Here is a 23,813-nt window from a genome sequence, read left to right as displayed (position 1 = left end):
GAAGGACTGTCAGTTCTGCGCGCCCGGATAGACCGGACGGCGGTGGGCCGGCGCCTGCGCCGGCTCGGGCAGCCGCAGCGTCGCCCGGAGTGACCGCTGCCGGTACCCGCGGGGCCGAGTCGGCCTCGTCCACGCGGCGAAGCCGGCGTCGAGGTCGGTGACGGTCGCGATGTGACCGTCCACGTCGGTGGCGCCGGGATCGTCGGCGACGAAGAGCAATGCGCGCTCACGCACAGCCGGCCCGTGACGGTCGACCCGGCTGCCGTCCAGCACGACGATGTCGGAAACCTCGGCGGCGGAGACGATGTCGTCGCCGTCCTGCGCCCACCACGCGACGGGAATCTTCTGCTGGGGCGGGGTGGGGACGTTGAGGGGGCCGGCGATGTCGAAGACCCCGCGGTGGTCGGCGTAGACGATCCGGTCGGAGTCCGCGAAACGCACGTCGTGCGGGCGCCCACGGATCGTGTCGGCCGGCCAGCTCTCCCACAGCGTGCGGGAGGCGTGGATCGCATCGGTCGTGGCTGCGGGACTGGGCCCGGCATCGATCCAGACCCCCGCCGAGGCCAGGTTGCCCGGCGCCGATCGGTCTTCCACACCGGTGAGCCAGCCGACCCGGCCGCGGCTGGTGTGATCGAGCGATGCGAGCCGGCGAGCCAGGTTGTACGGGTGGTCGAGGTGGGGGACCGCGGTGACGAACACACCGACGTCGTCGGTGGCGGCGATCAGGGCTGCGGCGGACACGCTGGGCGACAGGGCGGCGGTGGGCCGGGGAGCGGTCCGCGATACCCGCTCGACGCCGAGCAGGACGAAGTCCGCGCCCGTGCGGGTGACGAATGCGGCGAGTTCGTCGACCCGGCCGCGGCGAATGGCGTCGACGAGCAGATGCTCACCGAGTGCGAGGCCGTAGAAGGTCCTGCTGCGCTGGATCACGCTCATCGGAGGTCTCCCGTCGTCGGTTCGAGGGTCTGCTGTCGTGATGTCAAGGGGCATCTCCTGAGAAGAGGGTGGCTGTCGCGAGGGTGAGGGACGTCAGCCCCAGGATCACCAGCAACATCGAGACGGACGCACTGCGCCGCAGGACACTGGACCGCGGATTCCGCGGGTCGTACCACAGCCAGAGGACCTGTCCGACAACGAATTCTCCCCTGCCCGCATCGGACAGGGACGCATCGATCGTCGGTCCGGGATCGAATGTCCGTCGCTGACCGATGAATTCGTCGCTTCCGACCCGGTACGAGTAGCTGATCGAGGGGCGTACGTCGACGACCGAGCAGTCGGACCCGGTCCACGACCGGGATCTCCACAGCGCGAGGACGCCCGGAACCCCACGGAACAGGAGGAACGCACCCGCGATGATCCAGACGGTGATCACACGGGCGACGCTACGACCCGGGTCGGTGTGTCGTACAGCCTTCTCCGCAGCGTGAGCGGAACACGGGCCCCGTGCTTTTCGTTCGATACCGGCAGGTGAAGGTGGCTCGAATAGCTCTGTCCGGCAGACATTTAGGAAGGTCGTTGAAATCAGGACGAGCGGAAGACTCGGATAACGGGCGGTCGACGGCCTACGGTTGCCGGGCGAGAAAACTTCGCAGAGCATCCACATCCGGCAGCATTTTCCGAAGGTGCGCAATGAGACCGACCTACTGGTACCTGGCGCGAAGGGTGGGGCAGGCGTTCGTCGTGATCGCCCTTGCCTACACCCTCGTGTTCTTCGTACTCAACGTTCTTCCGGGCAACCCGATCGAATCGCAGATCAACAGTCCCGAGAACCCGATTTCGGCGGAAGACGCCGAAGTGCTCATCGCCTATTACAACCTCGACAAATCGGCGTTCGAGCAATTCGCGCTGTCCGTGCAGCGCCTGGTCGTGCACGGAGACCTCGGTTACTCGCTGACATCCGGCAAGTCCGTGGAGCACCTGCTGTTCTCGGCGCTTCCCTCGACTCTGAAGCTGGCGTCCACGGCGTTGGTGCTCGCCATCGTGTTCGCCTTCGGCATCGCACTGACCGCGGTGTTCGCGAAGGCGGCGCGCATCCGTGAGGCCGCCCGGGCTATACCGGCGGCGTTTCTGTCGACGCCCTCGTTCATCGTCGGGCTGTTGCTGCTGCAGTTCTTCGCGTTCGAACTCGGCCTGGTCTCCGCCATCAGAGACGAGGGCGTGCGCTCGGTGATTCTGCCGGCGATCGCCCTGGCCATCCCCGTGTCCGCGCCCATCGCACAGGTGCTCATCCAGGGACTGCAGAACGCGTCGGGACAACCGTATGTCGACGTACTGCGGTCGAAGGGGCTGACGGAGAACCGGATCATCTTCCGGCACGTCCTCAAGAACGGGTCGATCCCGACGATCACGATCGTCGCCATCACGGTCGGGGAACTCCTCGCGGGGTCGGTCATCACCGAGACGGTGTTCTCCCGCACCGGAATCGGATACCTCACGGAGCAGGCGGTCCGCAATCAGGACACCCCTGTCATTCAGGCGGTGGTGATACTGGTGTCGGTCATCTTCGTCGTCGCGAACCTGCTCGCGGATCTCGCGTACCCGCTCATCGATACCCGGATTTCCCTCGCGCCGGACAAGAAGGTGGTCACCGCATGAGTGTTCAGGCGACCGTTCGGAGCGCACCGGCCAGTCCCGCCGCCGCACCGCGGATCCCGTGGGCCCGCAGGCGCGGACTGGGCGTCGGCGACGTCCTGTCCGTGGCGTTCCTGCTCCTGGTGCTGGCGTGCATTCTCCTGCCCGGAGTGCTGGCACCCTTCGATCCGCTGGCCGAGTCCCCGGACCATCCGCTGGAGGCGCCGAGCCTCGGACATCTGTTCGGAACCGACTACATCGGCCGCGACGTGCTCAGCCGCGTCATCCACGGGTCGGCGACCACCATCAGCGGTTCCGTCATCGCGGTGATCCTCGGACTGGTCGTCGGGAGTGTGCTCGGCCTGACGTCGGCGTACTTCGGCCGGGCCTACGACACAGCCGTCAGCCGTGTCGTCGACGTCCTGCTGTCCATTCCGGCGCTGCTGCTGGCCATCACCATCATCGTCGCGCTGGGCTTCGGAACGGTCAACGCCGCCATCGCGGTCGGCGTCTCCTCCGTCGCGGTCTTCTGCCGGCTGATGCGCTCGGAGGTCCTCACGATCAAACACCAGCCGTTCGTCGAGGCCAGTGAGCATCTCGGCGCCAACAAGATCTGGCTGCTGGGGCGCCACATCCTCCCCAACGCCTACTCCTCGGTGCTGTCGTTGGCGGCGCTGCAGTTCGGCTCCGCGATCCTCTCCATCGCGGCGCTGAGTTTCCTCGGGTACGGCGCGCAGCCGCCGAATCCGGAATGGGGCCTTCTCATCGCGGAGGGCCGCAACTACATCGCCACCGCGCCGTGGTTGGTGGCGTTCCCGAGCGTGGTCATCATTCTGACCGTGCTCAGCGTCGGCAAGTTGAGTCAGATCGTCCGGAAGCAGGTGGGTTGATGACAGCAGTCGCGGAAGCACCGGCCACGAGTTCTGCCGCGCAGCGAGGTGACGGTCCCTTGATCGTGGCGCAGTCCCTGCACATCGAATACGCGTCCGAAGCCCCACACCTTCCCGCCGTGCAGGTGGTGGACGATGTGAGCTTCCAACTCGAGCGCGGGCAGACACTCGCCGTGGTCGGCCAGTCGGGTTCGGGGAAGACGACCATCGCGCGGGCGGCCATCGGACTCCTCCCGTCACACGGCCGGATCTCGTCCGGCAGCGTGCACATCCTCGGTCGGGACGTGACCGGGTACGGGCAGAAGCAGTGGCGCGATCTGCGCGGCGGCACCATCGGATTCGTGCCGCAGGATCCGCTCGGCTCGCTCGACCCATTGCAGCGCGTCGGCGACCAGGTGGCGGAGACGCTCCTCGTGCACGGGCGGGCCACCCGTCGGGACGTGCGGTCGAAGGTGACCCGCCTGCTCGACCGCGTGGGTATTCGCAATCCCGCCGAACGAGCACGGTCCTACCCACACCAACTGTCCGGCGGCCAGCTGCAGCGCGTCCTCATCGCCATCGCGATCGCTGTCGACCCGGCGGTCCTGGTGGCGGACGAACCGACGTCGGCGCTGGACGTGACCGTGCAGAAGCGCATTCTCGATCTCCTGGCCGACCTGCAGGAAGAACTGGGCCTCGGCATCCTGTTCATCACCCACGACCTGGCGCTGGTGCGTGAACACAGCGATTCGGTTCTGGTCCTCAACGAGGGCCGCGTCCGTGAGGCCGGAGCCGCGACTGAGGTCCTCGACCACCCGAAGGACCCCTACACCGTCACACTGATGAGCGATGCGCCCGCGCTCTCACCCGGCAAGTACGCCGGCCGGCACACCGGTGCGGGTCCGTCCGCGGCACCGCTGCTCGAAGTCCGGAACCTGACGAAGACGTTCGCGACGGGCCGGCGTGGAAAGGGACAGCCGTCCACGGTGGCCGCCCTCGACTCGGTGTCGTTCTCCGTCGCCAGTGGCAGCACGCATGCGCTGGTCGGTGAGTCGGGCTCGGGTAAGACCACCACCGCGCGAATCATCGCAGGACTCAGCACGTTCGACTCCGGTGAGGTGTTCGTCGACGGGCGGCCACTGAAGACCGACCCGCGGTCGTACCGTCAGAACGCCCGAGTGCTGCAGACGGTTCAACAGAACCCTCTGGCCGCGATGGATCCCCGCTACACCATCTCCGACGTGATCGAGGAGCCCTTGCGCATCGCCGGATCGGGTGATCGGGCGAGCCGGCACTCCGCGGTGCGTGACGTCATCGACCGGGTCGCGTTGCCGTCGGACGTGCTCGGCCGGAGGCCGCTGGAGATCTCGGGAGGTCAACGTCAACGGGTGGTGCTGGCACGAGCACTCGTCCTGGCCCCGAAGATCCTGGTGCTCGACGAACCGACGTCTGCGCTGGACGTCACGGTGCAGGCGCAGATCGTCGACCTTCTGGTGGATCTGCAGACGCAACTCGGTTTGACGTACCTGTTCATCTCGCACGACCTCAGCCTGGTCCGCCAGATCTCCGACACGGTGACCGTGCTCGAACACGGCCGCCTCGTCGAGTCCGGTTCGATCGCCGAGGTTTTCGGCAACCCGGCCGACCCGTACACGGCGCGACTGATCGACGCGGTCCCCGGCAGGATTCCGCTCACCGTGTGAATGCTGCCGCCCAGAGAACTCGACGCCATTTCACACAACTCGGAGGTTCACGGCTCATGGCACGCAGGTTCGGACGCTTCCGCCTCGCGGCGTGCATCGCGGCGACGGCGGTGGTGGTGGCGTCCTGCAGTCAGGCGCACGGCTCCACCGACACGGGATCGCAGGTCGAGCAGGGGGGAGACCTGGTGTACCTCGACGCCGAAGTGACGGCGTCGATGCAGATTCAGGTGTCGTACTGGCAGAACAGCCTGGTCAAGGATCAGCTTCTCGACAGGCTGGTGTACCAGGATCCGGAGACCTTCGAGTTCGTGCCGTGGATCGCGCAGAGCTGGACCGTCGACGAACCCGGAACCACCTACCAGTTCGTCATCCGGGACGGCGTCACGTACAGCGACGGCACGCCGCTCGACGTGGCCAGCGTGAAACGCAACATCGAGTGGCTCGCCGAGGGCGACAAGCCGAAGGGGATTCCCCGCAACGCCTGGTTCCCCAAGGTGACGGCGGTCGACACCGATGCGGCCGCCCGCACGGTCACCGTGCACCTCGCGGAACCGAACGCCCCGTTCCTGGCGGCGTTGTCGATGAACACGGCCGGCCTCGTCGCGGACGCAACGATCGACGCGAGCAAGGAAGATCAGTCGGTGGTGACCAATCTGATCGGCAGCGGGCCCTTCGTCGCGGAGTCGGAGATTCCGAACAAGGAGATCCGACTCGTCAAGCGTCGTGGGTACGACTGGGCGCCCGCCACCGCGAAGCACCAGGGTGAGGCGTACCTCGATTCGGTGACGGTGGTGCCCATCGAGGAGGACAGCATCCGCGTGGGTGCGTTGCGCTCCGGGGAGGGCGACGCCCTCCGGTACACCCAGCCGCCGGACGAGGCGCTGCTGCAGAAGGAGGGCTTCACCGTTCTGGGCCTGCGCACCCCGGGCCTGGCCAACGTCCTGGACGTCCGGCAGACCGCCGATTTCGTCGACGACGTCAACGTTCGCAAGGCGGTGATGTACGGGATCGACCGGGATCAGATCGTGTCCACGCTGTACTCGGACAACTGGAAGCCCGCGAACAGCATCATCACCGAGGGCGCGCTGGGGTGGAAGGACCGTTCCGACGAGGTGCGATTCGACCCGGACGAGGCGAATCGTCGGCTCGACACGTCGGGTTGGACCACGCGGAACGCCGACGGGATCCGGCAGAAGGAGGGCAGGCCACTCGAACTCAGCCTGTACATCGACGTCTACGACCACACGTCGAAACCGTTGTACGAACTCGTCCAGCGTCAGCTGCGTGCGGTGGGGATCTCGCTGCAGCTCAAACAGACCGACTTCGCGAACTATCCGAAGGCAACTGCGGATCCGAAACTGAGCCTGCGCCGGAACGGGTGGCCCACGGCCGACACCTTCCGGCTGACCCAGAACTACGACAGCGACCAGGGTGATCTATTCCAGCTCGAAGGCAACGATCCGTATCTCGACGGCCTGCTGCGTTCGCAGGTCACCGAGACGGACCGGAACAAGCGGATCGCGTTGATCGAACAAATCCAGGATCACGTGATCGACAACGCCTACACGATCCCCCTGCTGCTGGATACCCAGATCTTTGCCGTCGCCCCGCACATCCACGACTTTCGCAATGCGGCCAACTCCGTGCCCTGGTTCTACGACACGTGGACGGAGCGCAAGTGAGTACTGATGGGGGACAAAATGTTTCATGTCGTCACGTGTCCAGAATCAGACTGAGCGCAACGCTCGTCCCGTGAGCGATGCTCTGGGAAGGTAACGACTATCGCGGAAAGGGGAACCGTCATGAGCCGTCACACCGTCATCGGACTGCACGTCGACGCCGCACTCGTCACCGAACTGCTCGACCCGAGGGAGCCGGCGCGGCGAGAAGAGTTCGGACGCAGCATCGACGAGTCGGGAATCGACTTCGTCGTTCTCGGCGGCGACCGCCTGGACGCGGGGGAAGCGGGTCGCCCGACGATCGATGCGACCGTGGCCGCCACCGTCCTGGCTCGTCACACTACGTCGGTCGGACTGGTGGTGGCCGGCGCTCCCGTCCGCGATCACCCCTTCAATCTCGCGCGCCGGCTCGGCTCGCTCGACCACGGATCCCACGGCAGGGTCGGCTGGCTGATCGGGTCAGCCCCGGTGGACGCTGCGGTCGACGCCGTGTCGGTGGTCCGGAAGTTGTGGGAGAGCTGGCCGGGCGACAGCGTCGTCGACGACGCCGAGCGCGGCGTCTTCGCGGAATCCGAGCGGATCGTCTACATCGATCACGCGGGCACGTTCTCCGTGTCGGGCCCGCTCAACGTCCCCGAGCCACCGCAACGGAAGCCGCCCGTGTTCTGGCGTCCCGCGAACGAAGCCGAACTGGTGGCGGCGCGGCGCACGGCCGACGCCGTGATCCTTGCGGACGAGGATGCGGTGCGACGCTATCGGGCGCACTTCGACCCCGATGCCGCCCGCGACCAGGTGTTGCTGATCGACCGCCCATGGGCGCCCGGCGGCGTTTCCCCTCTGACGACGGAGGCCGACGGCGTCGTCTTCCGAGGGGCCACCACGACCACCTTGCCCGCCCTGCTCGGCGCGATACGGCGGGAGCCGATCTTCCAGGAGCCGCGGCGCTCGCTGCGTGACCGTCTGGGCCTGCAGGCGGCGGAGACCGTACTGTCCGGCGGCCGCAGCGCGTTCCCGGTCAGCTGAGCATTCCACCGAAGACAGGAGATTCACCATGACAGCGGTATCCGAGGCGCCCGCGCCGGAGGCGGTGCGTCCGCCGGCACGCGGCTCCGCCGAACTGGCGGCCGTGATCGCCGAGATCGCCGAGGACGCCGCGCGGCGGCGTGCCCGTGGCGGGACCGAAGGCCCGCAGCGGGCCGTCGAGTTGATCCGCGAACACCGGCTCGGGGCCGTGCGTGTGCCGCGGGAACACGGCGGCGGTGGCTATACCTTGCAGGATCTCTTCGATCTGGTGATCGACCTCGCCGAGGCCGATCCCGATGTGCCACACATCGTCCGTGTTCACTACGCCTTCGTCGAGGAAGTGCTGCGGGCCCCGCGCACCGAGCGCAAGGACGCGTGGTTGCCGGAGATCCTGTCGGGCACACTGTTCGGTGGCGCGTCCTCGGAGCTGAGCACCCGCGCCGTCGGCTCCTACAGCTTCGAGTCCACTCTGACACCGGGTCCCGGCGGGTACCGCCTCGACGGGGTCAAGTTCTACAGCACCGGTTCTCTGTACTCCGATTTCATCCGGGTCTCCGCCAACCTCCCGGACGGCAAGGCACTGAACGCCATCGTTCCCGCCGATCGGGCGGGGATCGTCCACAAGGACGACTGGGACGGAATCGGCCAGCGCCACACGGGCAGCGGGACGACGGTGTTCGAGAACGTCGCCGTCGAGGAGTCCGAGACGCTGCCGTTCCGCGGTGGCGACGAGGAGACCCGGCCGCGGCAGGCGCTTCCCCAGTTGTATCTGCACGCGATCGCGGCGGGCATCCTCCGCACCGTCACGACCGAGTCCGCCGAGCTGATCCGCGGCCGTAAGCGCAGCTTCGTGTTCGCTGTCGCCGAGGAACCGCGGCACGACCCGCAGTTGCTCGAGATCGTCGGAACGCTCTCCGCGGCGGCCTTCGCGGCGGAGTCCGTGGTCCGGGCGGCCGCGGCAGCACAGGATGTGGCTGCGGACGTCGCGCGCACCTCCGGCGTCGACGCCCGGCTCGAGCAGGAGGCCGCGGTACTGGCCGCCAAGGTGAAGGTCTCCATCGAGGACATCGCGCTCCGGGCAGCCGGTCGGTTGTTCGAGGTCGGCGGCGCCTCGGCCACCCGGGAGTCGGCGCACCTGGACAGGCACTGGCGCAACCTGCGAACCCTGTTCTCCCACAACCCGACGGTGTACAAGGCGCGGGTGATCGGCGACCTCGTGGTCAACGAGACCCCGCTTCCCGACACCGGATTCTTCTGATTCGGAAGGCACTGCCGTGAGTAGATCCCGACGCCAACTGGTGCTCAACGTGAACGTCCTCGACGTGGGAATCGCCCCCGGAGCGTGGACACTCGACGACGTGCATGCGCACTCGTTCGTCGATCTCGACCACTTCACCAGGATCGCGCGGATCGCCGAACGTGGCACCCTCGACGCGTTCTTCCTCGCCGACGGTCCCGGCTTCTGGGAGAACCCCCGGGTGAAGCCGACCCGGGCGCTGGAACCGTCGGTGATCCTGGCGGCCGTGGCGACGGCCACCGAGAACCTGGGCCTGATCGGGACCGCCTCCACCACGTTCAACGACCCGCGCGATCTCGCCGAACGCTTCCTCTCCCTCGACTACCTCAGCGGCGGCCGGGTGGCGTGGAACGTGGTCACCACGTATTCGCCGACGGCCGCAGCCAATTTCGGATTCGAGCAGATTCCGGACCGCGACTACCGCTATCGCCGTGCCGAGGCCTTCGTCGGCGTGGTGACCGCGCTGTGGGAGAGCGCCCGGAGCGGTGTCCCGGTGTCGCATCACAGCGAGTTCTTCGACGTCGACGGCGTGCTGCGGGTGCCGCCGTCGGAGCAGGGGCAGCCGCCGCTCATCCAGGCGGGCGGGTCACCCGCCGGGCGTGACCTCGCCGGCCGCACCGCACACGGCGTCTTCTCCGCGGAGCTGACGCTCGACGCCGGGCGCAGGCATTACAAGCACGTCAAGGACGTGGCGCGTGCGGCCGGCCGCAACCCCGACGACGTGAAGATCCTGCCCGGGCTGATCACGGTCATCGGCTCGACCGAAGCGGAGGCGGTCGCTCGCCACGAACAGCTCCGCACTCACGTCCCCGCGAAGTTCGGCTGGGACCGGCTGAGCCTGACCCTCGGAGTCCCGCTGGCGGAACTCGACCTCGACCAGCCGATCCCGGCATCGCTGCTGGACGGACCACCCGACCCGTCGACGTTCGCGGGTTCCCTCGGGTTCCGCGAATCAGTGGTCGGGCTCGCGCGTGAGCGGAATCTGACCGTGGCCCAGCTCCTTCGCGAGTTGGACGGCGGCGGCGGGCACCGCGCCGTGATCGGCACACCGGGACAGGTGGCCGACACCATCGAGGCGTGGTTCCGCGCCGAGGCCGCCGACGGATTCAACCTGATGCCGGACGCGTTCCCATCCGGACTCGACACCTTCGTCGACGAAGTGGTGCCCCTGCTCCGCAAGCGGGGGCTCTTCCGCCACGAATACGCGGAGAAGACCCTGCGTGAGCGTTTCGCGGTGCCGCTTCCCGAGTACGGCGCCGCGCGCTCGGCCTGAGTTCGTTCAGACGGTAAGGAGGGGCTCGTGACGTCACCGCGGTCGGGCTCGCAGGCGGTGGAACGGGCGATCGCGGTACTCGCCTGCTTCGAAGGCGGGGCCACCGACCTGACCGTCAGCGCGCTCGCCGCCCGCACCGGGTTGGCCGTCAGCACCGCGTATCGCATCGTGCAGGCCCTCGTCCGCGGCGGACTACTCGAGCGTGACGAGCGGACCGACTGCTATCGGGTGGGGCCGAGCCTGATCTCCCTCGCCGTGCCGTCGCTGGGGCGGCTCGACGCCGAATCGTTCGCCCCGCACCTGTATTCGCTCGCCGCGCATGTGAAGCTGACGACCAGCCTCGGGGTCGCGAGGGACGACGTCGCGGTCACCGTCTTCTCGGCACGCCCACCCGAACGGTTCTGCACGCATCAGCTGCCCGGGGCACGCCAACCGCTGCAGAGCAGCGCGATGGGGATGGCGATCCTGGCGTTCGGCACGGCGTCCGCACGGCGAAGCAGTTCGGTGACGGCGTCCTCCGACCTCGAACGGGTCCGGCGGCTGGGGTACGCCGCGGCCTTCTCCTCGGAGAATCGGGACGTGCTCGCCGTCGCGGTTCCCGTTCTCGACGCCGAGGGACGGCCCCGCGGCGCGTTGGGGGTCCAGGCACTGCGCCGGCGACTCACCGACGAACTGGTGCGGGAGATCGTGCCGCCGATGCGCGGCGTCGCGGCGCGGATCGGCGCGGGCGCCGGAACCGCATTTCCCGCGTTCCGGTAGGGAAAAACTCAGGGTGAACCTTTTTCGCATTGTGAAAATACCGTTGTAGCAACGTGGTTCGGGATTCGATGATGATCGCGACGTATCGATTCAGCCCGAAACCAGGAGTACTCATGACACTCACCACCGCCGCGCCCGCCGATTCGGATCGGACCGCCGACACCGCGCTCGAGGTCCGCCCCGTCGCCGGGCACATCGGCGCCGAGATCTCCGGAATCGACCTCCGGAAAGAACTGGCCGACAACGAGGTAGCGCAGGTCCGCGACGCCCTGCACCGCTACAAGGTCCTGTTCTTCCGCGACCAGGAGATCGGGCATGCCGAACAGATCGCGTTCTCGCGGAAGTTCGGTGACGTGACGCCGTCGCACCCGTACGACGACGAAGCCCCCGAGGGTTTCCCGCAGATCCTCGCCGTCGACAGCCGCAAGTACGAGAAGCGCTTCGGGCGCAAGAAGTACAGCTACGACAACAAGTGGCACACGGATGTCACCGCGCTGATCAACCCTCCTGCCGGCACGATCCTGCGCGCCCACATCGTCCCGGAGCAGGGCGGCGACACCCAGTGGACGAACCTCGTCGCCGCATACGAGGGTCTGCCGGACTCGCTGAAGGGCCTCGTCGACGGTCTCCGCGCCGAGCACCGGTTCGGCGGACGGCACCCGCAGTGGGCCGAGGACAGCAGCTACGCCCAGAAGACGCGGGAGAACCCCCTCGTCACCGAACACCCGGTGGTACGTGTGCACCCGGTGACGGGGGAGCGGGCACTGTTCGTCACACCCGGTTTCACCAGCCGGATCGTCGGGGTCTCGCCGTCGCAGAGCGACCGCCTGCTGGACCTGCTGTTCGCCGAGGTGACGAATCCCGCCTACACGGTGCGGTTCCGCTGGGCGCCGGGCAGCCTCGCGTTCTGGGACAACCGTGCCACCGCCCACCTCGCGCCCACCGACCTCGACCACCTCGACGTCACCCGCGTCCTGTACCGCACCACCCTCGAGGGCGACGTTCCCGTCGGCCCCGACGGCAAGGAGTCCACGTCCATCGCCGGTGGGGCGTTCCGCGGCGAGAAGTAGGCGGCTCCGCCGCCCGTGCGTGGTGTGCGAGTCTCTGCACTCGTCAACCACTCACGGGCTGCGGAGTGCCCGGCGGACGGCGTCGGCGAACGAGGTGGGGTCGTGGATCAGCCAGCCGTGACCGCCCGTCACGGTGAGGACGGTCGGATTGCGGAGTGCCTTCCGCATCGACTCGAAGCTGGCGAGCGGAATCGTCCGGTCCCCGCGACCCCAGACGAGGGACACCGGTAGGCCCCGGTCGGCGAGGACGCCGAGTTCGTCGCGCAGGTCCGCCCGTCTGGCCAGGTGCGCGGTGCGCCAGACCGCACCCGGATCCCGCAGCGTGTTGGGCAGGAAACCGTTGACGAGCGACGCCGTCGTGTGCGCGATGGTCCGGATCGACAGCGCCTCACCCAGCGCCGAAGCGCCCCAGTCCCACAGCGGCCTCTCGCCGATGGGCCGGATTCCCCAACCGTCGGACGACCAGGCGCCACCGCCGACGGAGTTGACGAGCACCAGGCGTGCGACCCGTTCCGGAAGGTCGTGGGCAGCCTGAATGGCGACGCCCCCGCCGAAGGAGTGGCCGACCAGTGTCACCGGTTCGCTGATTCCCGCCTCGTCGAGGAACCGTCCCAGCCACGCCGCGTAACCCGCGAAGGTGCGGGCCTCGGGCGGATGGTCGGGAGTTCCGCCGAAGCCGGGGAGCGTCGGAGTGACGACGCGATGTCCCTGCTGGGCGAGCATCGACAGGCTGCGGCCGTACACCCGCGGGGTGAGCCCCCATCCGTGCAGGAAGACGACGGGTGAGCCGCGCCCCACCACAGTGAGGGTCGCGGCGTCCGCATCGGCGGGTTCCCCGAAGATCTCGGGTTCTGAATTCTGGATCAGTGACACGCCCAACAGCGTGGACGACGCGCATGCCTTCGGTAACGGGCCGAATTGCCTGAAGGCATACCTGTTTCTGAAGTTTCGTGACTGACCGGTCGGTTCGAGATCTGATCGTTATATACCCGTATTGCGAAAACAGGTATGTATATGGGCCATTCGGCCGTTGTCCGCTGAGTCCGTGACCGGGATGTTATCTAACGTCTCGTCCGAGCGGCACTGATGTCGCCGGAACCTCATGAATTGAAGGACTCAGCTCAATGGCCAAGCATAGATTGCGTCGGGGCAATCGTCTGCAGTTTTCGACCGGCGGTCTTCTGATCGCCGCCGGTGTGGGAGTGGGAGCATTTCTGCTTCCCGTCGCTCCCGCTGCAGCGGAGCCGATCACGATCCCAGGGATTGGGACGTTCGAGGTACCAGGCGTGCCGCCGGTGCCGCCGGCTCCGGCTCCGGCTCCGAACCCGGGGCCTCTCCCGGGACCGTTGCCTGCCCCGCCGGCGTTGCCATCCACCCACGGCGCGCAGGCTCTCGCGGCCGCCGAATCGAAGATCGGATCGCCGTACGTCTGGGGCGCTACCGGGCCGAACGCCTTCGATTGCTCAGGTCTGGTGCAGTGGGCGTACAAGCAGGCAGGCATCTCGGTGCCTCGCACCACCTACGACCAGGTGAACGGTGGCTCGCCCGTCGACAAGGGCAGCCTGCAACCGGGTGACCTCGTCCTGTTCAACGGGGCGAACCACGTCGGGCTCTACGCCGGGAACGGCACGGTCGTCCACGCGCCCACCGCCGGGCAGCCGGTGAAGCAGGCGCCCCTCGATTCGATGCCGTTCTACGCGGCGCGCCGGTACTAGGCGGCTCCGCCGCCCGTGCGTGGTTAACGAGTCTCTGCACTCGCAAACCACGCACGGGGCGCGAAGCGCCCTACGCGTTCCGGATCAGATCCGACGCCCGCTCACCGATGAGGACGGAGGGTGCGTGGGTGTGCCCGCGGATGATGGCCGGCATGATCGACGCGTCGGCGACGCGCAGTTTGTCGACACCTCGCACCCGCAGGTCGGGCGTGACGACGCTGGCGTCGTCGTTGCCCATGCGGCACGTCCCGACCGGGTGGTAGAGCGTGTGGGCATTCTCCTGCAGTGCCCGGGCGAGAATCTCGTCGAGCGGCGTGCTCGGCGTGACGGCCGGGCGAATCATGTTGCCGAGACGCGACTTCAGCGCCGGAGCCGATGCGAGGGCGTCGCACAGGCGCAGTCCTTCGAGCATCGCCCGCCGGTCGACTCCGCCGCTGTCGCTGAGGTAGCGGGGATCGATGATCGGCTTGGCGAGGGGATCCGCCGACCGCAGCGAGATCTCGCCTCGACTCTCGGGTTTCACGAGGATGGTGCCGATCACCGCGGCGTGACCGGTTGCCGGGATGAGGCCCTCGTCGAAGAACGGCGCCGGCCCGAAGATCATCTCGAGGTCGGGCAGTGCCAGATCGTCCCGACTGCGCGTGAAGCCGTACGCCTCGGCCACGTTCGACGTGAGCATGCCGCGGCGACGGGTCAGGTAGTTGAGCAGCTCGGGGATCTTCTCGGCGGCGAACAGCGAGTCCGAGTCGACGCTGTAGCCGAGGAACGACACCAGGTGATCGAGCAGATTCTTCCCGACCTCCGGCAGGTGCTGCTGCACCGCGATTCCGTGCTCGCGCAACTGTGCCTCGTCGCCGATGCCCGACAGCATGAGGAGTTGCGGGGAGTTGATCGCCCCTCCGGCGAGGATCACTTCCTTTGCGGCGCGGATGGTGCGTCGCACCCCGTCCTCCTCGTACTCGACGCCGACGGCCGCGGAGCCCTCGAACAGAACCCGGGTGGCTTGGGCGCCGGTGAGGACGGTCAGATTCTTCCGTTTCAGCGCCGGCCGGAGGTAGGCGTCGGCTGTGCTCCACCGCGCGCCCCGCTTCTGCGTGACCATGGTCTGTGAGAAGCCCTCGGGCCGAGTGGTGTTCGCCCGTTCGACGGGGTAGCCGGTCTCCTCGGCCGCCGCCAGGAACGACGCGGTGAGGGCCCGGGGGCTCCGCTGCTGCGAGACGACGATCGGTCCGCCGGTTCCGCTGTCGGCGTCCGACGCGTCCTGCACGTTCTCGATGCGGCGGAAGTACTTGACCACTTCCTTGAACGACCAGGAGTCGTCGGTGAGTTCGGCCCACTCGTCGTAGTCGGCGGCGAACCCGCGCACCCACATCATCGCGTTCATCGACGACGAGCCGCCGAGCATCTTGCCGCGCGGCCAGTAGATCGTCCGCCCGCCGAGCCCAGGTTGCGGCTCGGTCAGGTAGTCCCAATCCAAATCACTGCGAAACAGTTTCGAGAAGGCGGCGGGGATGTGCGCGAACTTGTCCTTGTCCTCACCACCGGCCTCGAGGACCACGACCTCGCTGCCGGAGTCGGCGCTGAGCCGGTCGGCCAGCACGGCACCTGCCGAACCCGACCCCACGATCACGTAGTCGGCCACAGACAGTTCCTGGTTCATCGTTCATCTCCACTTCGACGAGGGTGAGGGATCGAGGACACGCAGCCCTCATCCACGCAGCGCGGACGCGAAGATCGCCGGCAGCCGGGTCCATGAGGGTGCACCGGCAAATCCTGTCAGCAATCGGCCCGTCGTGGCGGCGGTTCGGTTGGTGACGAACCACGGGGGCTTGGGCGAGATGGACATCTCACGGTTCAGGATCGACCGCGGCGACGGGCGGAACGGGCCCCGGACGACGGTACGCTCCGGCCGGTCGATGAGCAGGGCATTGTGCACCACGCCGATGCCGCTCTGGACGTCGTCGAGGGTGTGGCCGGGGAAGGCTCCCCAGGTCGCGGTGGCGGTGAGGTACCCGACGCCGGTCCACGCGTTCACGGCGATGGTTCCGTAGCGGAGGCTCTCGAGCAGTGAGTCGAACTCCGCGCCCAGCTCGCGGATGGTCTGCGGCGCGGCGACGATGTTGACGCCGAGGGTGCCGATGAAATCCTCGTTCACGAGGTCCGCGGCGTGTGCCGCGAACTCGGCGCCGCCGTGGGGAAGGTCGATCACGCCGAGCACCGGGGCGAAGTACTCGGTCTGCAGGAGCGGGGCGTAGGCGCCGGGCTCGAGATCGGTGACCAGGACGCGTCCGCCGTTCTCACCCAGGCGTGCGGCGGTGGGGAACGACGCTTTGGCGCCGGCGACCCGGGAGTCGCTGCCGGGGTAGTACGCGGCGCGGTCCGGTGCCGTGTCGAGGGCCTCCTTCAGGGCTGCCACGAACTCGTCGCGCTGCTTCCACTCGGACGACACGACCACCGCCTGCGCCGCGACACAGTTGTAGCCGCCGTTGTGGAGTCGTTGCGTCGCAATGTGTTCGGCCTGGAACTTGATGTCGGCGCGGCTCCATTCACCGGGCAGCACGATGGTGGGGGACACACCGCCGAGTTCACTGGAGATCGCCTTGCCGAGGATCGGCTCGTTCGCAGCCTTGCGCCGCGCGCCCTCCTCGCCGGTGCCGAACACGATGGCGTCGTGGGTGAGCGCGCTGCCCGTCATGTGCACGTGGTCGACGAGGTCGTGGTGCACCAGATACGTCCCGACCTCCGCGCCGCCGGTCAGCAACCGGACCGCGCCGATCGAGATGAGCGGTTCCAGGACACGTGTCAGCACGGGCAGCAGGCGGTCGGTGATGGGGTTGAGCTTGAGTGCGACGACGCGGTTGTGCGCGATCAGTTCGTACAGGGTGTCGAGCGGGGCGATCGAGGTGATGTTGCCCGCGCCCAGGACCACGCCGATGCCCTGTGTCCGCGACGGGTCACGCTGGGCGAGGCCGGCGTCGCGCTGTGCCGTCGCACGATCGATTCCCGGCTGCAACCATACGTCCGCGCTGAATCCGCTGAGCAGTAGCTTGTCGAAGATGTTCAGGGGCAGCGCCTTGACCGTGGTGCGGCCGCCGGGCGCCGTGCCGAACGTGGCGCCGTCCAGCGGGCTGGATCCGGCTTCGAGTTTCGCCAGGCTCGCGGACAGTGCCGCGGTGCCGGTGGCCAGCGGATACGGTCCGGACATCCATTCCTCGCCGACCAGCGGCGACTTCGGGTCCAGCCCCTTGATCGCGACGGCGGTGTCCACCCAGTCGGCTGCGTGCTGCACGGTGAGGTCGTGCACCTTGTCGAGGAGTTTCCTGCGATCGGCGAGGGAGAGGTCGGCCCAGGTCTTCTCGCCCTCGGCGAGGTCGGCGAGGGCCGCGTCGACGTCCGGGTGTGGGGAGGTCGCGTCGGGGGTGTTGGAGGTGGCCTCGGGTTCTGAAGTGCTCACTGTGGACAGCTCCGCTCGGGTCGAGTACATGAAGGACCGCGCCGCAGAAACGAAAAGATACTGTGGCGTAGAACACTGATTCTCGTCCCAGTTCCGGGCACCGCGCCATAGGCAACGGCTGTCAATGTGAACATCCGGGCTATGCCGTCGCACAAAAGGGTATGGCGCGGACCACGCCCGGTGGATAGTCTTGCCGGATGACTGTCAGCTCGGATGTCGCGCCGTCGCCCACCGATCTTCTCGGATCGATGCTGGAGTCCGTGGACCAGTTGTCCGAGCAACTCGTCTCGCGCATCCTGTCGGCCGAGCACGGTTACGTGGAGGCGACCCTCCTCACCCCCGAGCAGTTGTACGCGGCGTGCGTCGACAATCTGACGGCGATGCTGGGCAACCTGGCGGGTAGCGCTCCGGTACGGCTCGAGGCGGCGCGTGCGGCCGGACAGTTGAAGGCCGAACAGGGTGTGCCGCTCGCGGCATTGCTCCACGCGTTCCGGCTCGGCGGCCGCCTGATCTGGGACGAACTGATGGACCGCTCGGAGGGTCGCGCCACCAACGCCCTGCTCGACATGGCCGCCCAGGTGTGGGCGCTCGTGGACGTCTACTCGGACAGCGCCGCGGAGGCATACCGGGAGACCGCCGACCTGCGGGCCCGTGAAGACGCCGAGTCGCGGGGCCGGCTGATCAGAACCCTGTTCGGTGACCACGCCGCCAACCCGGCCGGCGCCGCCGACGCGCTCCGCACGTTCCGGATTCCGGAGAACAGCACCTTCCTCGTCGTGTCCGTGGAAGCGGCGGCGTCCCCGTCCGCCGCGGACGTCGTCCAGTCGGACCTTCGCGGTGTGGGTGTCGACTCGGTGTGGGACACGGAGGTCGACGGCCGGATCGGACTGCTGTGGGCCGCCACCGCCGAGGTGCTCGAATCCGCGCTGGACCTCCTCGGCCGCACCGGTCACGGACGGATCGGGGTCAGCTCGGTGTTCGGACGTCCCGGCGGGACGAGCCGGGCCGTGGAGCAGGCACGGATCGCCCGTCGCTGCGCCGGACACGGCGGATGCACCGTCACCCGTTACGAGTCGGTGCCGGTGTCGCTGCTGCTGGTCAGCGTTCCCGACGCGGGCAAGCTCGCGTCGAACCAGATCCTCGGGCCGGTGCTGGCCCTGCCCGCGGAGGAGCAGGAGAGCCTGCTCGCCACCCTCGACGCGTGGTTCTCGTGTCGCGGCTCGACCACCGCGGCGGCCACCCAACTGCACTACCACCGCAACACCGTCCTGTACCGGCTGCGCAGAATCCACACCCTCACGGGACGCGATTTCTCCGATCCCATCGACGCCGCCGAACTGTACGTCGGTCTGCGGGCGCATCAGCTGCTCGGACGGTAACCGCGCCGATCGCGCGACCCGGGTGTATCAGAACTGCCGATTGGCGAGGACCGGCAATGCCTTTCGCACCTGCGCGACGACGTCCGTGTCGATGTCCACCGTGAGCATCCCCGGGCCCGAGTCGAGTTGGCCCAGAACAGCTCCCGTGGGTGATACGACGATGCTGTGCCCGACGCCGAGCGGCGTCGTGCCGTGGACTTCCTCGCCGGATGCTGCCGGGTCGGCCTGATCGCAGGCAGCGATGAACGTCGTGGAGTCGAGGGCGCGTGCCCGGGCGAGGAGTGTCCACTGGCCGACCTTGCCGGGGCCGCTGCCCCAGGACGCGGCGACCACGGTCAGGTCCGCACCGCGATCGGCGAGCGTTTGGAAGAGCCCGGGAAAGCGGATGTCGTAACAGGTGGCGATGCCGACTCCGACGCCGTCGACGGTCACGACGAGCGGCTCGGTTCCCGGTGCGACCGTGTCGGATTCTGCGAACCCGAAGGCGTCGTAGAGATGAATCTTGTCGTAGTGCGTGTCGACGCCGCCGCCGGTGACGAGCAGTGTGTTGCGGACCCTGCCGTCGTCGGAGGGGGTGAACATACCGGCGACCACGGTGACGCCGGCTCGGTCGGCGCACTCGCGGACGGCGTCGGCCCACGTCCCGTCGAGCGGTTGCGCGACGTGGGTGAGCGGTCCGCCGAACCGTTGCATGGCGGCCTCGGGAAACACCACCAGACGCGATCCCGCGTCCACGGCGGCCGCCACCTGCTTGTCGATCACTGCCAGGTTGGCCTCGGGGTCCGTCGAACTGGTGATCTGGGCGAGGCTGATGCGTAGCGTCACTATATTGCTCCTAGCTGCTGGTGATGTGGTGTATACATGTTGTATGCAAGAAATGGGTGGGACCGAGGGTCCAGCTGTCGAGTTGTCGGGTCGAGAGAAGGCCTATCTGTACGTCAGGGATCAGGTGCTGACGTCGCCGGCGGCAACCGGTTCCTTTCTCAACGAGCAGGAACTCGCGACGCGGGTCGGCGTGTCCCGCACTCCCGTTCGTGAGGCGCTGCTCATGCTTCAGGCGGAGGGCCTCGTCGAAATGGTGCCCAAGCGCGGGGCGCACGTCCCCGCGATGTCGGGCCGGCAGATCGCGGAACTGATGGAGTTGCGCGGTGTCCTCGAACGTCACGCCGCCAGCCGCGCCCTGGAGGAGGGGCGGGTACCCCTCGAAGTGATGCGTTCGGCGCTGGCGGAGCAGGAAGCGTTCGCGACCGATCCGAGCGCAGAAGCGGCCCGTGCCTTCATCGACTGGGATGGCCGTTTCCATCAGTTCCTCATCGATGCGGCCGGGAGCGAGTTGCTGTCGCGCACCTACTCCGGACTCCGGGCGCGCCAGCTCCGTGTCGGTCTGACGGCGCTCTTCAGTGCGTCCGATCGGCAACATCGGGTGTGCGCCGAGCACCAGGCCATCATCGACGCGCTCGAAGCCGGCGACGAGAGCCTGGTGCACGAGAAGATCAACACTCATCTCGAGGTTACGCTTCAGATTCTCTTGCGTGCCTAGCATTCTCGCTGGCCAGTAGTGCGTAGTGCTCGTCCTCGCTCGGGTCGGGGTTGCGCCCCAGCGCGAGACCGATCAGGGTCAGCACTCCGACGATCAGCACGTAGACGGCGATCGGCACCCAGCTGTCGGTCCTGCTCAGCAGGTAGGTGAAGATCAGCGGTGCCATCGCACCGCCGAACACGCCGGCAATCGTGTAGGCGAGTGAACTGCCGGTTGAGCGCAAGGCGACCGTGAACTGTTCGGTGACGAACGCCGCCTGGGGTCCGTACATGAACGAGTGGAACGCGAGCCCGACGACCACCCCGACGATGAGCAGCGGGAATGAGCCGCCACCGATGACGAGGAAGAAGAGGGCGCTCCAAACGACACCGCCGACAGCGGCGACGGCATAGACCAGGCGGCGGTTGATGCGATCCGAAAGTGCCCCGGCAAGGGGGATCAGGCCCAGCTGGAATGCCGAGCCGACCAGGATTGCGGTGAGTACTTCGCCACGCTCGAAGCCGAGTTCACGGGTGCCGTACGTGATCGCGAAGACCGTGAAGAGTGCGTAGATCACGTCCGGGGCGATACGCGACAGGATCGCGGCGACGAGTGGCCGGGTCTGCTTTGTGAGTACGTCGCGGATGGGGGCTTCGGCGCGGTCGCCGGACTCCTGCAGGGCCTTGAAGACAGGGGTGTCTTCGAGCTTCAGGCGAATCCACAGGCCGAAGCCGACGAGTAGCGCGGACAGAAGGAAGGCGAGACGCCATCCCCAGGACTCGAATTGGGCCTCGGTCATGGAGATGGTGAGGAGGGCGAGCGCTCCGTTGGCCATCAGGTTGCCTGCGGGAGGTCCTATTTGAGCTGCGGATGACCAGAAGCCGCGTTGGCGTGGGTTGCCGTATTCGCTCGACAGGAGGACGGCGCCGCCCCACTCTCCGCCGACCGCCACGCCCTGCGCGAACCGCAGGATCACGAGAATGGCGGGTGCCGCGATACCGATACGGTCGTAGCCGGGAAGCAGGCCGATCGCGAAGGTTGTCACACCGATCAGGAGCAGGGTGATCACCAGCAGTTGTTTGCGTCCGATGACGTCGCCGAGGCGTCCGAAGACGAACCCTCCGATCGGCCGCGCCACGTAGCCGACGGCGTAGGTGGAGAACGCGAGCAAGGTTCCCGTGAGGGGGTCGCTGTCCGGGAAGAATATCTGCGGAAAGATCAGGGCGGCCGCCGCCGAGTAGACCGCGAAGTCGTACCACTCCAATGCGGTACCCGTGAGACTGGCGGCGAAAGCTTTCGCTAGTCCCTTCCTGTCTACGGGTGCCGACCTGCCGGCATCGACGGAGGTGGACTCTCCGATCATGACAACTCCTTGTGGGTTGAATTCTGGTCCCGCACGGCCCGGTTTTCTGTGGTTCAGCTCACCGCTGCCGTTGTACTAGACATATACTTGATGTATACAAGACGTATGCGCAAGCCCTTGGCGCAGAAAAACCAAGAAAGTAACAAAACGCCCTGATCTCGAGAGGGAACCGGGGCCAGAACTTCAGGAGACTCTCCAAATGTCGCAACTCACGTTCACCCTGCCGGACGGCACCGTCGACACCGTTGAGGTCACCACCCTCCTCAACGCCGGTTATGCCGGACGCAACCAGGAAGAGGTTGCGTCGCACATCGCCGAACTTGCAGAACTGGGCGTACCGGCGCCTACGACCATCCCTGCGATGTACCCCATCTCGCCCTACCTTGCGCAGCAGACCACCGAGGTCTTCGTCCAGCACGACCGGACCTCCGGAGAGGCCGAGTGGGCCCTGGTGATCACCGAGGACGACGTACTGCTGACCGTCGCCTGCGACCACACCGACCGCGACCTCGAGGTACACAGCGTGGCGTGGAGCAAGAACGCCGCACCCGACGTTCTCGGGTCCCGCGCCTGGCGGTTGTCGGATATCGCCGACCGCCTCGACGACATCACCCTGTCGGCATGGGTCGGCGAAGGCGACGGCGAACCGTCCACCCTGATCCAGACCGGGATGCTCGCCGACCTGCTCGCACCGAAGTACTGGCTCGACGTCCTTCGCGAGAGGGGACTGCACACGCCGGGCACCGTTCTCGTGTCGGGGACGATCTCGATGCGGCACGGCGTGAACCAGTTCGCTGACTCCTGGAAGGTCGCTCTGCGTGATCCGTCCACCGGTGACGAAATCAGCTGCAGCTACCGAACAGTCCGGATGCCGCAGCCGATCGGCTGATCGAGAGGCAAGTTCGCCGAGACTCGCCGCGCATCGTCGATCCGGGGCGAGACCGTGAAGCTGTCCCCGGTATGCGCGCCGAGTTCAGGACGACGAGCGCGAATGCTCACGCGGATTCGAAGACGGCGGCGATGCCCTGCCCGCCGCCGATGCACATCGTTTCCAGTCCGTAGCGTCCGCCGCGACGCTTCAGTTCGTGGAGCAGTGTTGTCATGATCCGGGAACCGGTGGCGCCGACGGGGTGGCCGAGGGAGATTCCGGAGCCGTTGACGTTGACCTTCGACTGGTCTTCGTACCCGAAGCCCTGCAGCACGGCGAGGACCTGAACTGCGAAGGCCTCGTTGACTTCGACGAGGTCCATGTCGCCGAATCCCAGTCCGAGTTTTCGGAACAGCTTCCGCACCGCCGGGACCGGGCCGATTCCCATTTCGGCGGGTTCGCATCCGACGGCTGCCCACCCGTGCAGGAAGCCGAGAGGTTCGAGATCGAGCCGGCCCAGCTGATCCTCGGCGACCACGAGACACGCCGCGGCGGCATCGTTTTGCTGGCAGACGTTGCCTGCCGTGACGGTGCCGTTCGGCATGACGGTGCGCAGCGTCGCGAGCTTCTCGACGCTCGAGTCGGCCCGGATTCCCTCGTCTCGGTCGAAGATCACGGGCTCGGCTCTGCGCTGCGGAACCTTGATCGGCACGACCTCGTCCGTGAAGCGTCCCTCGTGCCACGCGGCGGCGGCACGGTGATGACTCTGAGCGGCGAAGGCGTCGGCGGACTCGCGGGGGATGCCGTATCCGGTCGCGAGGTTCTCCGCCGTCTCGATCATCCCGGAGAGGTAGCCGAATCGTTCGACGGGCTGAGACCGTTCCCGGCCGCGGTCGAGGCGGTCGTGCAGTTTCACCGTTCCCTGACGGGAACCCCAGCGGATGTCGGTGGTGTAGAACTCGACGTTGCTCATGCTTTCGACGCCGCCGCCGCTGTCCGTGTCGATCCGCAAACTCGAAGAGGAGATCGGCGCGGAACTGTTCGTCCGGTCCACCCACCGGGTGCGGTTGACCACGGCGGGAGAGGCAGCGCTGACCGATGCCCGGGCCGCGCTCTTCCACGCCGAGGAAGTGGCCAGGGTGGCGCGGTCCACCGCGCACGGATTCAGCGGCGGACTGCGCGTGGGTTTCGTCGGGTCCGCCAAGAACATCCTGCTCCCGCGGCTGCTGCCGGCCTTCGAGAAGTAATACCCCGATATCTTGCTGAAGTTC

The 23,813-nt window shown here is 67.4% G+C and carries 21 protein-coding genes and 1 pseudogene; 14 read left to right on the top strand and 8 right to left on the bottom strand.

Going from position 1 to position 23,813, the window contains the following annotated elements; genetic code table 11:
• Nucleotides 1-9: 9 nt before the first annotated feature.
• Both CJ177_RS40505 and CJ177_RS40500 read right to left on the bottom strand, forming a co-directional pair.
• Entirely contained in the window at nt 10-936 is a 927-nt protein-coding gene (locus CJ177_RS40505; protein ID WP_095870350.1) for an LLM class flavin-dependent oxidoreductase, read from the bottom strand.
• 43 nt (nt 937-979) lie between these two features.
• On the bottom strand, nt 980-1,372 hold the full coding sequence (locus CJ177_RS40500; RefSeq protein WP_095870349.1) for a DUF3592 domain-containing protein: 393 nt from the start codon (nt 1,370-1,372) through the stop codon (nt 980-982).
• A gap of 257 nt (nt 1,373-1,629) precedes the next feature.
• On the opposite strand from CJ177_RS40500, the gene CJ177_RS40495 reads away from it, so the two are divergent.
• The 9 genes from CJ177_RS40495 (at nt 1,630) to CJ177_RS40455 (ending at nt 12,244) form a co-directional block, all read left to right on the top strand.
• Entirely contained in the window at nt 1,630-2,595 is a 966-nt protein-coding gene (locus CJ177_RS40495) for an ABC transporter permease (RefSeq protein WP_005252512.1), read from the top strand.
• Complete coding sequence (locus CJ177_RS40490) at nt 2,592-3,461, top strand: ABC transporter permease (RefSeq protein ID WP_179443399.1); 870 nt, start codon at nt 2,592-2,594, stop codon at nt 3,459-3,461. The genes CJ177_RS40495 and CJ177_RS40490 overlap by 4 nt, the downstream gene beginning before the upstream one ends.
• Complete coding sequence (locus CJ177_RS40485; RefSeq protein WP_025433054.1) at nt 3,461-5,143, top strand: ABC transporter ATP-binding protein; 1,683 nt, start codon at nt 3,461-3,463, stop codon at nt 5,141-5,143. Before CJ177_RS40490 ends, CJ177_RS40485 begins: the two co-directional genes overlap by 1 nt.
• A 56-nt stretch (nt 5,144-5,199) precedes the next feature.
• Complete coding sequence (locus tag CJ177_RS40480; RefSeq protein WP_257014922.1) at nt 5,200-6,825, top strand: ABC transporter substrate-binding protein; 1,626 nt, start codon at nt 5,200-5,202, stop codon at nt 6,823-6,825.
• A gap of 120 nt (nt 6,826-6,945) precedes the next feature.
• Nucleotides 6,946-7,845 carry an LLM class flavin-dependent oxidoreductase gene (locus CJ177_RS40475; protein WP_061044421.1) on the top strand — a complete coding sequence of 300 codons (900 nt, stop codon included), beginning with the start codon at nt 6,946-6,948 and terminating at the stop codon, nt 7,843-7,845.
• A gap of 28 nt (nt 7,846-7,873) precedes the next feature.
• Nucleotides 7,874-9,103, top strand: a complete 1,230-nt coding sequence (locus CJ177_RS40470) for an acyl-CoA dehydrogenase family protein (protein WP_061044422.1) — start codon at nt 7,874-7,876, stop codon at nt 9,101-9,103.
• A 16-nt stretch (nt 9,104-9,119) separates the two neighbouring features.
• Complete coding sequence (locus tag CJ177_RS40465) at nt 9,120-10,415, top strand: LLM class flavin-dependent oxidoreductase (protein WP_025433051.1); 1,296 nt, start codon at nt 9,120-9,122, stop codon at nt 10,413-10,415.
• 27 nt (nt 10,416-10,442) lie between these two features.
• Nucleotides 10,443-11,174, top strand: coding sequence for an IclR family transcriptional regulator (locus CJ177_RS40460; protein ID WP_061044424.1), 732 nt, complete (start codon nt 10,443-10,445; stop codon nt 11,172-11,174).
• 113 nt (nt 11,175-11,287) lie between these two features.
• Nucleotides 11,288-12,244 (top strand): TauD/TfdA family dioxygenase, encoded by a 957-nt coding sequence (locus tag CJ177_RS40455; RefSeq protein WP_005252524.1) that lies wholly within the window; start codon nt 11,288-11,290, stop codon nt 12,242-12,244.
• A gap of 51 nt (nt 12,245-12,295) precedes the next feature.
• Here CJ177_RS40455 and CJ177_RS40450 read toward each other — a convergent pair whose 3' ends face one another.
• Nucleotides 12,296-13,123 (bottom strand): alpha/beta fold hydrolase, encoded by an 828-nt coding sequence (locus CJ177_RS40450; protein ID WP_005252525.1) that lies wholly within the window; start codon nt 13,121-13,123, stop codon nt 12,296-12,298.
• Between the two features lie 245 nt (nt 13,124-13,368).
• Between CJ177_RS40450 and CJ177_RS40445 the strand changes: the two genes are divergently transcribed.
• Complete coding sequence (locus CJ177_RS40445) at nt 13,369-13,959, top strand: C40 family peptidase (RefSeq protein ID WP_061044425.1); 591 nt, start codon at nt 13,369-13,371, stop codon at nt 13,957-13,959.
• Nucleotides 13,960-14,029: 70 nt separating this feature from the next.
• On the opposite strand, the gene CJ177_RS40440 is transcribed toward CJ177_RS40445, so the two are convergent.
• The gene (locus CJ177_RS40440; protein ID WP_095870348.1) at nt 14,030-15,619 is read right to left on the bottom strand and encodes a GMC family oxidoreductase; all 1,590 of its coding nucleotides are present in this window, start codon (nt 15,617-15,619) and stop codon (nt 14,030-14,032) included.
• 48 nt (nt 15,620-15,667) lie between these two features.
• Entirely contained in the window at nt 15,668-17,413 is a 1,746-nt protein-coding gene (locus CJ177_RS40435) for an aldehyde dehydrogenase family protein (protein WP_095870416.1), read from the bottom strand.
• Between the two features lie 197 nt (nt 17,414-17,610).
• Between CJ177_RS40435 and CJ177_RS40430 the strand changes: the two genes are divergently transcribed.
• Nucleotides 17,611-18,792 carry a CdaR family transcriptional regulator gene (locus CJ177_RS40430; protein ID WP_095870347.1) on the top strand — a complete coding sequence of 394 codons (1,182 nt, stop codon included), beginning with the start codon at nt 17,611-17,613 and terminating at the stop codon, nt 18,790-18,792.
• A gap of 27 nt (nt 18,793-18,819) precedes the next feature.
• Here CJ177_RS40430 and CJ177_RS40425 read toward each other — a convergent pair whose 3' ends face one another.
• On the bottom strand, nt 18,820-19,617 hold the full coding sequence (locus CJ177_RS40425; RefSeq protein WP_095870346.1) for a carbon-nitrogen hydrolase family protein: 798 nt from the start codon (nt 19,615-19,617) through the stop codon (nt 18,820-18,822).
• Nucleotides 19,618-19,669: 52 nt separating this feature from the next.
• Here CJ177_RS40425 and CJ177_RS40420 point away from each other — a divergent pair, with 52 nt between their 5' ends.
• A complete protein-coding gene (locus CJ177_RS40420; RefSeq protein WP_005254036.1) occupies nt 19,670-20,332 on the top strand; it encodes a GntR family transcriptional regulator in 663 nt (220 codons plus the stop codon).
• Here the strand turns inward: CJ177_RS40420 and CJ177_RS40415 are convergent.
• Nucleotides 20,304-21,674, bottom strand: coding sequence for an MFS transporter (locus CJ177_RS40415; protein ID WP_095870345.1), 1,371 nt, complete (start codon nt 21,672-21,674; stop codon nt 20,304-20,306). The two genes, CJ177_RS40420 and CJ177_RS40415, sit on opposite strands and share 29 nt — an antisense overlap.
• 199 nt (nt 21,675-21,873) lie before the next feature.
• Between CJ177_RS40415 and CJ177_RS40410 the strand changes: the two genes are divergently transcribed.
• A complete protein-coding gene (locus CJ177_RS40410; RefSeq protein WP_095870344.1) occupies nt 21,874-22,563 on the top strand; it encodes a DUF2848 domain-containing protein in 690 nt (229 codons plus the stop codon).
• 106 nt (nt 22,564-22,669) lie between these two features.
• On the opposite strand, the pseudogene CJ177_RS40405 reads toward CJ177_RS40410, so the two are convergent.
• A pseudogene (locus tag CJ177_RS40405) lies at nt 22,670-23,536 on the bottom strand (acetyl-CoA C-acyltransferase); the annotation flags it as partial.
• Here CJ177_RS40405 and CJ177_RS49595 point away from each other — a divergent pair.
• The gene (locus CJ177_RS49595) at nt 23,514-23,789 is read left to right on the top strand and encodes a LysR family transcriptional regulator (RefSeq protein WP_373560077.1); all 276 of its coding nucleotides are present in this window, start codon (nt 23,514-23,516) and stop codon (nt 23,787-23,789) included. The pseudogene CJ177_RS40405 and the gene CJ177_RS49595 overlap by 23 nt on opposite strands.
• Nucleotides 23,790-23,813: the final 24 nt, after the last annotated feature.

The organism is Rhodococcus sp. ACPA1 (genome assembly GCF_002300195.1).
GTDB lineage: Bacteria > Actinomycetota > Actinomycetes > Mycobacteriales > Mycobacteriaceae > Rhodococcus_F > Rhodococcus_F opacus.
This window is presented reverse-complemented; position numbering and strand designations above follow the sequence as displayed.